Annotated in this window: 6 protein-coding genes; 1 reads left to right on the top strand and 5 read right to left on the bottom strand. The window is 75.4% G+C overall.

What is annotated here, in order from left to right; translation table 11 throughout:
* The 4 genes from dnaG to ABFY07_RS21525 form a co-directional block, all read right to left on the bottom strand.
* Positions 1-1,415 (bottom strand): DNA primase (dnaG, locus tag ABFY07_RS21540; protein WP_346176066.1); only part of this gene is annotated, 1,415 nt, incomplete at its 3' end.
* A gap of 96 nt (positions 1,416-1,511) precedes the next feature.
* Positions 1,512-2,792, bottom strand: coding sequence for an NAD(P)/FAD-dependent oxidoreductase (locus ABFY07_RS21535; RefSeq protein ID WP_346176065.1), 1,281 nt, complete (start codon positions 2,790-2,792; stop codon positions 1,512-1,514).
* 353 nt (positions 2,793-3,145) lie between these two features.
* The gene (locus tag ABFY07_RS21530) at positions 3,146-4,564 is read right to left on the bottom strand and encodes a deoxyguanosinetriphosphate triphosphohydrolase (RefSeq protein WP_346176064.1); all 1,419 of its coding nucleotides are present in this window, start codon (positions 4,562-4,564) and stop codon (positions 3,146-3,148) included.
* Positions 4,561-5,520, bottom strand: a complete 960-nt coding sequence (locus ABFY07_RS21525; RefSeq protein WP_346176063.1) for a sirohydrochlorin chelatase — start codon at positions 5,518-5,520, stop codon at positions 4,561-4,563. The genes ABFY07_RS21530 and ABFY07_RS21525 overlap by 4 nt, the downstream gene beginning before the upstream one ends.
* A gap of 159 nt (positions 5,521-5,679) precedes the next feature.
* Here ABFY07_RS21525 and ABFY07_RS21520 point away from each other — a divergent pair, with 159 nt between their 5' ends.
* On the top strand, positions 5,680-7,971 hold the full coding sequence (locus ABFY07_RS21520) for a molybdopterin oxidoreductase family protein (RefSeq protein WP_346176062.1): 2,292 nt from the start codon (positions 5,680-5,682) through the stop codon (positions 7,969-7,971).
* 99 nt (positions 7,972-8,070) lie between these two features.
* On the opposite strand, the gene ABFY07_RS21515 is transcribed toward ABFY07_RS21520, so the two are convergent.
* Positions 8,071-9,057 (bottom strand): adenosine deaminase, encoded by a 987-nt coding sequence (locus ABFY07_RS21515; protein ID WP_346176061.1) that lies wholly within the window; start codon positions 9,055-9,057, stop codon positions 8,071-8,073.
* Between the last annotated feature and the right edge of the window lie 11 nt (positions 9,058-9,068).

Here is a 9,068-nt window from a genome sequence, read left to right as displayed (position 1 = left end):
CCGCCGTAGCCCGCACCAGGGCCTCCCGCACCGCCGGGGCCGCGGCGGGGGCCGTCCTGCTGCGGGCCGCCGCGCCGGCCGCGCTCGCGGGCCCAGCGGGCGAGCTGCGCGACCCGGCGGACGACGAACTGGGTGTCGAGGATGCCGAGGAGCCCGGCCAGATGGACGGCGGACTCGTGCTGGATCGAGCTGTTCTTGATCCCGGCGACGACGGGCGCGGCCTCCTCCAGGGCGGCGGCCCGCCCGACGGCCGTGTCCAGGTTGTGCCGGGCGACGATCTGCCGGATCGCGAACTCGAAGAGCTGCGTGCGGCTCTCGACCAGCGTCTTGACCGCGTCGTCGCCCTCGGCGAGGCGCAGCTCGCACGGGTCCATCCCGCCGGGCGTGATCGCGATGTAGGTCTCGGCGGCGAACTTCTGGTCGTCCTCGAAGGCCCGCAGCGCCGCCTTCTGGCCCGCCGCGTCGCCGTCGAAGGTGAAGACCACCTCGGCGCTGGAATTGTCCATCAGCAGCCGCCGGAGGATCTTGATGTGGTCGCCGCCGAAGGCCGTACCGCAGGTGGCGATGGCGGTGGTCACCCCGGCGAGGTGGCAGGCCATGACGTCCGTGTAGCCCTCGACGACGACGGCCCGGCTGGTCTTGGCGATCTCCTTCTTGGCGAGGTCGATGCCGTACAGCACATGGGACTTCTTGTAGATCGGCGTCTCGGGTGTGTTCAGGTACTTCGGGCCGTTGTCGTCGTCGCGCAGCTTGCGCGCGCCGAAGCCGACGACCTCGCCGGTGATGTCGCGGATGGGCCACATCAGGCGGCCGCGGAAGCGGTCGATGGGGCCCTTGCGGCCGTCCTGGGCGAGGCCGGAGAGGATCAGCTCCTTGTCGGTGAAGCCGCGGCCCCGCAGGAAGCGGACGAGGTGGTCCCAGCCGGCCGGGCTGTAGCCGACGCCGAAGTGCTGGGCGGCGGCCTGGTCGAAGCCGCGCTCGGCGAGGAAGCGGCGGCCGATCTCGGCCTCGGGCCGCTCCAGCTGCTCGATGTAGAACTGGGCGGCCGCCTTGTGGGCCTCGACCAGGCGGGTGCGCTCGCCCTGCTGCCGGCCCGGGGTGTAGCCGCCCTGCTCGTAGCGCAGGGTGATGCCGGCCTGGGAGGCGAGCCGCTCGATGGTCTCGGCGAAGGAGAGGTGGTCGATCTTCATGATGAAGTCGACCGTGTCGCCGCCCTCCTGGCAGCCGAAGCAGTAGAAAAGCCCCTTGCTGGGGCTCACCTGGAAAGACGGGGACTTCTCGTCATGGAACGGGCACAGGCCCTTCAGATTGCCCCCGCCCGCGTTCCGCAGCTGGAGGTACTCGGACACGACGGCGTCGATCGGGACCGCGTCCCGCACCGCCTTGACGTCGTCATCGTTGATCCTGCCTGCCACGCGTGAATTCTACGGCCGGGCACCGACACGGCCGCCGGGCCCGGCGGGGGCCCGGCGGTACGGCTGCCGCGGCGGCCCCCGTGGCAGCTACGGCTGCTACCGCGGCAGGGACGCCAGGGGGACGGACGGGTTCGCCAGGTCGTCCGGGTCGAGGCGGACGCCGCTCCGGATGAGCCGCTGGATGGGCTCGACGACGTCCCACACGTTCACGTTCATCCCCGCCAGCAGGCGGCCCTCGCTCAGCCAGAAGGCGATGAACTGCCGCTTGCCGACATCGCCGCGGACCACCACCTGGTCGTACGAGCCGGGCGGCGCGTAGCCGGAGTACTCCAGGCCGACGTCGTACTGGTCGGAGAAGAAGTAGGGCACGCGCTCGTACGCGACCTCCTGCCCGAGCATGGCGCGGGCCGCGGCCGGCCCGCCGTTCAGCGCGTTGGCCCAGTGCTCGACGCGCAGCCGGCCGCCGGGCGGCGCGGCGGCGTCCGGGAAGGCGAGCGGGGTCGCGGCCACGTCGCCCGCCGCGAAGATGTCCGGGTCGCTGGTGCGCAGCGAGCCGTCGACCACGATGCCGCCGCCCGCCGCGCGGTCCGCCACCTCCAGACCGGCGGCCTCGGCCAGGGCGGTGCGCGGGGCGGCGCCGATGGCGGCCAGGACGTCGTGGGCGGGGTGCTCCTCCCCGTCGTCGGTGCAGGCGGCCAGCACGACGCCGTCCTGTCCGGTGATCTCGGTGAGCCGGGCGCCGAAGTGGAAGCGGACGCCGTGCTCGCGGTGCAGGTCGGCGAAGAGCGAGCCGAGCTCGGGGCCGACGACGCCGTGCAGCGGGGTGGGCTCGGGCTCGACGATCGTCACCTCGGCGCCGTACCCGCGCGCGGCGGCGGCGACCTCCAGGCCGATCCAGCCCGCCCCCGCGACGACCAGCTGGCCGTTGTCCCGGCCGAGGGAGGCCAGCACGGCCCGCAGCCGCTCGGCGTGGGCCAGGCGGCGCAGGTGGTGCACGCCGACCAGGTCGGTGCCGGGGATGTCGAGCCGGCGCGGCTCGGCGCCGGTGGCCAGCAGCAGCCGGTCGTAGTGGATGCGGGTGCGGTCGCCGAGGGCGACGGCCTTGGCGGCGCGGTCGAGGTGGACGGCGGTCTGGCCGAGGTGGAGCTCGATGTCGGCCTGGGCGTACCAGGCGGGTTCGTGGACGAAGACGCTGTCGCGCTCCTGGCTTCCGGTGAGGAAGCCCTTGGAGAGGGGCGGTCGCTCATAGGGGTGGTCGCGCTCGTCACAGATGAGGATCACCCGGCCGGTGAATCCCTCGGCGCGAAGGGTTTCCGCGGCTTTCGCCCCGGCCAGACCCCCTCCGACGATGACGAACGTCTGGTGTGCGTCGACCACTTGTCTCCTCCTCGCTGCCGCGCGACGCCCGCGCGCGGCTACGCCGTGTCAGGGCCGGTCGTATGAGCCCCGGTCGTGTGAGCCGATGTTCGAGCCTCCCGCACCGCGCGTGCGGCGGGAAGGGGCAGTACGCCGTACGGGCCAGCGGGCCGGGCCCGCCGCACCCCGCACGGGCGGGTCCGGCCGCCCGCAGGGCGCGGGCGGGGCGGTCATGGGTGGCGGGGTCGGATGCGGGCGGTCATGGGTGGCGGGGCCGGATGCGGGCGGTCATGGGTGGCGGGGTCGGATGCGGGCGGTCATGGGTGGGGGGCGGGTGCGGGGCGGTCATGGGTGACGGGTCGGGTGCGGGGCGATCATGGGTGGCGGGTCAGGCGGGCGTGGAGGGAGCGGGCGGAGGCGTCCGTGAGGGCGGCGATCTGGTCGACGACGGCGCGCAGCCGGCCCGCTTCGTCCCCGGCCGCGTCCGCCGTGTCGAACAGGGCGCGGAACTGCGGGTCCAGGCCGACCGGGGCGCGGGCGATCAGCGCCTGGCCGAGCTCGGCGATGACGATCCGCTGGTCGGCGCGGACCGCCTCCTGGTCGGCGCGCTGCATCACATAGCGGTCGGCGACGGCCTTCAGCACCGCGCACTCCAGGCGCGCCTCGCGCGGCACCACCAGCTCGGCGGCGTACCGGGTGAACCGGCCGGTGCCGTAGGCGGCGCGGGTGGCCCCTTCCGCGGCGAGGCAGAAGCGGCCGATGAGCTGGCTGGTGGCGTCCTTGAGCCGGGCCTGGGCGACGGACGAGCCGTCGTAGCCGTGGGGCCACCACTCCTGGTCGAGCAGCCGGTCCAGCGCCTCGGCCAGCTCGTCCGGTGCGGCGCCCGGGGCGTAGCGGGCGGCGGCGACCGCGAACACCTCGCGCCGCTCGGGCTCGGCGAGCAGCAGGGCGGGGTCGAGATGGCCCGCGTGCAGGCCGTCCTCCACGTCGTGGACCGAGTACGCGACGTCGTCGGACCAGTCCATGACCTGGGCCTCGAAGCAGGTGCGGTGCCCGGGGGCGCCCTGCCGGAACCAGGCGAAGACCGGGAGGTCGTCCTCGTAGACCCCGAACTTGCGGGAGCCGGGGTCGGTGGGGTGGCCGCCGCGCGGCCAGGGGTATTTGGTGGCGGCGTCGAGCGCGGCGCGGGTCAGGTTCAGGCCGACGCTCACCGGCTCGCCGGTGTCCGGGTCGGCGACGAACCGCTTGGGCTCCAGCCGGGCGAGCAGCCGCAGCGACTGCGCGTTTCCCTCGAAGCCGCCGCATGCCTCGGCGACCTCGTTGAGCGCCTGCTCGCCGTTGTGCCCGAAGGGCGGGTGGCCCAGGTCGTGGGCGAGGCAGGCCATCTCCACCAGGTCCGGGTCGCAGCCGAGGGCCGCGCCGAGCTCCCGGCCCACCTGGGCGCACTCCAGCGAGTGGGTCAGCCGGGTGCGCGGCGTCGCGTCCCACGCGGGGGCGCCGGCGCCGGGGCGGAGGTCGGCCGCGGGCGCCGCGGGGACGACCTGGGTCTTGCCGGCCAGCCGGCGCAGCGCGGCCGAGTGCAGCACCCGCGCCCGGTCCCGCTGGAAGGCGGTCCGGCCCGGGCGCTTGTCGGGCTCGGGCGCCCAGCGCTCGAGGTCCGCCGCCTCGTAGCCGGGCCTCGCCGAGGCCGCGGACTCGGGCGCGCACTCGGGCGCGGGTGGGGTGGCGGCCGGCCCGGCTTGCTCGGCGGCCTCAGCTGTCGGATCGGATGCCGTGGGTCCAGTGCGCCTCATACACCGACGGTAACCGCCGGGTGTGACATGGGTGCAGAGGCGAGCGCCTCTTCGTAGCGGTGGACCACGAGCCGCGCGACGGCGGCGTGGTCGCCGAGCGGCGCGGCGGCGATGCCGGGCGCGGCGGCCGCGCACTGGGTCGCGAAGCGGCCGGGAGCGGTGAAGTACGAGGCCACCGCGATCCTCTCGCGCCCCCGCCCGGTCAGGGCGCGGACCGCGTCGGCCACCGTGGGCCCGGTGCCGGAGGCGTAGCCGGGCAGCACGGGCACACCGCCGAGCCTGGCGCTGAGCAGGGCGGCCGTCCGGGCCGTGTCGGCGGCCGAGTCGCGGTCGCGGGAGCCCGCGGCCGCCAGCACGACACCCGCCGCCGACAGCCCGCCGGGCGCCTCCCCCGGCGTCCGCCCTGGCGCCTCCCCCGGCGTCCGGCCGGGCGTCCACCCGGCCTCGGCGAGGCGCGCGTGCAGGGCCTCCGCGAGCAGCGGGTGGGGGCCGAGCGGGGCGGCGACGCGGACCGACAGATGGGGCGCGGCCGCCGCCGCGTCCGGCAGGTCCCGCTTGACGTGGTAGCCGCGGCCGAGAAGCAGCGGCACGAGGACGGCCTCGCCGTGCAGCGCGGCGAGCGTGTCGGCGAGCAGCGGATGGTTCAGCTCGACGTGGCCGAGGCGTACGGGCAGGTCGGGGCGGAGCGCCCGGACGCGGTCCACCAGCGCGGTGACGGTGCGCAGCGCCTCGGGGTCGCGGCTGCCGTGGGCCACGGCGACCAGGGTGGGCGGGCGGCGCGCGGCGGGGTGGGAAAGGGATCGGGGCCGGGGGCGGCGGCGTAGGCCGCCGGGGGCCAGATGGCCGAGCTGCGAGCTGAGCTGTGCGGTGATCCGGGTCATGAGCTGGGCCGTACTGTCGAGGGAGCCGGCGGGGGCGGGGTGGCTCGGGGGACCGGGGCGGGGCGACGCCGTCATGACGAGAGCCTCGCAGCGGGACATTGCGCCCCCGTTGCGTGGCCGTCACGAGTGATTGCCGCGAGTTCACCGGCCGTCGCGGCCCGCGCTGAGGTCCGGTTGCCCGGTGCGTAACGCGGGCGGACGCGGGCCGTAACACGGCCGTAGCACGCTGCCCTCATGCCGCACGTCACCGCCCCCGCCACCACCAGCTCCCCCGGCCCCGGCACCGCCGCCGCCCCCGGCACCGTCGACACCCACTGTCCGTACTGCTCGCTGCAGTGCGGCATGGCGCTGCGCCCCGCGCCCGGGGCCGAGGGGGGCGTGGAGGTGGTGGAGCGGGCCGCCTTCCCCGTGAACCGCGGCGCGCTGTGCGGCAAGGGCCGTACCGCGCCCGCCGTGCTCTCCTCCCGGGTGCGCCTGACCGAGCCGCTGGTCCGCCGCCCCGACACCGGCCGGCTCGAACCGGCGACCTGGGAGGAGGCCCTGGACCGGGTCGCGGAGGGGCTGGCGGGGGCCGCGCGGGCGCACGGGCGGGACGCGGTGGGGGTCTTCGGCGGCGGCGGGCTGACGAACGAGAAGGCGTACGCGCTGGGGAAGTTCGCGCGGGTCGTGCTCGGCACCTCGCAGATCGACTACAACGGCCGCTTCTGCATGTCCTCGGCGGCGGCCGCGCACAACAAGGCCTTCGGCCTGGACCGCGGACTGCCGTTCCCGCTGGCGGACGTGGCGCGCACCGGGTGTGTGATCCTCGTCGGCTCGAATCTGGCCGAGACCATGCCGCCCGCGCTGCGCTATCTGACCGAGCTGAAGGAGGCGGGCGGCAAGCTGATCGTCGTCGACCCGCGCCGGACGCGCACGGCGGAGCAGGCGGATCTGCACCTGGCGCCCCGGCCCGGGACGGACCTGGCGCTCGCGCTCGGCCTGCTGCACCTGGTGGTCGCCGAGGGGCGGGTGGACGAGGAGTTCGTCGCGCGGCGCACGGCCGGCTGGCCCGAGGCGCGGGCCGCCGCGATGGCGCACTGGCCCGAGATGGTCGAGCGGATCACCGGCGTCCCGGTCCCCGAACTCCGGGAGGCGGTCCGCCTGTTCTGCGACGCGGAGAACTCGATGGTGCTCACGGCGCGCGGGCCCGAGCAGCAGTCGAAGGGCACCGACACCGTCGGCGCCTGGATCAACCTGTGCCTGGCCACCGGCCGGGCCGGCCGTCCGCTGTCCGGCTACGGCTGTCTCACCGGCCAGGGCAACGGCCAGGGCGGGCGCGAGCACGGCCAGAAGGCCGACCAGCTCCCCGGCTACCGGAAGCTCGACGACCCCGCAGCGCGCGCCCATGTGGCGGACGTGTGGGGCATCGACCCCGACGCGCTGCCCGGTCCTGGGCGCAGCGCGTACGAGCTGCTGGACGCGCTCGGCGGCGACATACGGGCCCTGCTGCTGATGGGCTCCAACCCGGTGGTCTCCGCCCCCCGGGCGGCCCACATAGAGGCGCGGCTGCGGTCGTTGGACTTCATGGCGGTCGCGGACGTGGTCCTCTCGGAGACCGCCGCGCTCGCGGACGTCGTCCTTCCGGTGACCCAGTGGGCGGAGGAGACGGGCACGACGACCAACCTGGAGGGCCGGGTCGTGCTGCGCCGCGCGGCCGTCCCCCCGCCGCCCGGCGTCCGCTCGGACCTCCAGGTGCTGGGCGCGCTGGCCGCCCGGCTGGGCTGGGAGAAGGGCTTCCCGGCGGACCCGGAGGAGGTCTTCGACGAGCTGCGCCGCGCCTCGGCGGGCGGGGTGGCGGACTACTCCGGCATCACCTACCGGCGGATCGCGGAGGAGGACGGGGTCTTCTGGCCCTGCCCGGAGGAGAGGGCGGGTGCTGGGCGCGAGCGTGCCGGGCGGGACGAGGCGAACGGCTCCGGGCGGAAGGGGCCCGGGCCGGGGCCGGACGGCTCCGGGCGGGACGAGTGGGGCGGTGCCGGGCGGGACGAGGCGGACGGCTCCGGGCCGCACCCGGGTACGCCGCGCCTCTTCCTCGACCGCTTCGCGACCGACGACGGCCGGGCCCGCTTCGCGACCGTGACCCACCGCCCCGCCGCCGAGGAGCCCGACGCCGACTATCCGCTGTTCCTCACCACCGGCCGGGTGCTGTCCCAGTACCAGTCGGGCGCGCAGACGCGGCGCGTGGAGGAGCTGAACCGGGCCGCCCCCGGCCCGTTCGTCCAGCTGCACCCCCTGCTCGCCGAGCGCCTGGGGGCCGCCGAGGGCGACGCCCTCGCGGTGGTCTGCCGCCGGGGGCGGGCCGTCGCCCCGGCCCGCATCAGCCGGGACATCCGGCCGGACACGGTGTTCATGCCCTTCCACTGGGCGGGCGAGGGGCGGGCCAACGCGCTGACCAATCCGGCGCTGGACCCGGTCTCCCGGATGCCGGAGTTCAAGGTGTGCGCGGTGCGGGTGGAACGCGCCGAGCCAGGCGCGGATCTGCGGTGAGTTTGGGACGGCGACCCCCCGGCGCGAGGGCGTGCCCCCGTCCCAAACTCACCGCAAACCAGGCAGCCTCACCGCAAACCGCCGTGCGGCCGCCCCCCCTCATGCCCCGTGCGCGTCGACTTCCTTCAGGTAGGCCGCCCGGGTGCCCTCGTCCAGGAAGGCCGCGCGGAAGGAGTTGCGGGCGAGCAGCCGCAAGGTGGCGTCGTCCAGCCGCAGCGCGTCCCGCACCGCGTCGAAGTTGTCCCCCGCGTAGCCCCCGAAGTACGAGGGGTCGTCGGAGTTCACCGTCACCAGCAGCCCCGCGTCCAGCATCGCCCGCAGTGGGTGGTCCTCCAGCCGGTCGACGACCCGCAGCCGTACGTTGGACAGCGGGCACACGGTCAGCGGCACCTGGTCCGCGACCAGCCGGGCCACCAGGGCGTCGTCCTCCAGGGAGCGCACGCCGTGGTCGACGCGGTCCACGCCGAGGACGTCCAGCGCCTCCCACACGTACCAGGGCGGCCCCTCCTCCCCCGCGTGCGCCACGCACTTGAGCCCCGCCTCCCGCGCCCGCGCGTACACCTCGCGGAACTTCGACGGCGGATTCCCGACCTCCGCCGAGTCCAGGCCGACGGCCGCGATCCGGTCCAGGTAGGGGCGGGCCGACTCGAAGGTGTCGAGGGCGGACTCGGCGCTCTCGTCGCGCAGGAAGCACATGATCAGGCGGGTGGTGATGCCGTACGTCTCCTCGGCCGCGTCCAGCGCCCGCGACAGGCCGTCGATCACCGTGCCGATGGCCACGCCGCGCGCGGTGTGGGCCTGTGGGTCGAAGAAGATCTCGGCGTGCCGGACGCCCTGCGCGCGGGCGCGGGCGAGGTAGGCGCGGGTCAGGTCGGCGAAGTCGTCCTCGGTGCGCAGCACCGCCATCAGCTCGTAGTAGAGGTTCAGGAAGTCCTGGAGGTCGGTGAAGGAGTACGCGGCGCGCAGCTCGTCCTCGGACGCGTACGGCAGGGCCACGCCGTTGCGCCCGGCGAGCACGAAGGCCAGCTCGGGTTCGAGGGTGCCCTCGATATGGAGGTGGAGCTCTGCTTTGGGTATCGGGGGCACGACCGGATCAC

Origin of the sequence: Streptomyces sparsogenes subsp. cuspidosporus (genome assembly GCF_039532705.1) — a bacterium.
Taxonomy (GTDB): Bacteria; Actinomycetota; Actinomycetes; order Streptomycetales; family Streptomycetaceae; genus Streptomyces; species Streptomyces sparsogenes.
The sequence above is the reverse complement of the archived record's forward strand: the minus strand, read 5'-3'. Positions and strand labels throughout refer to the sequence as shown.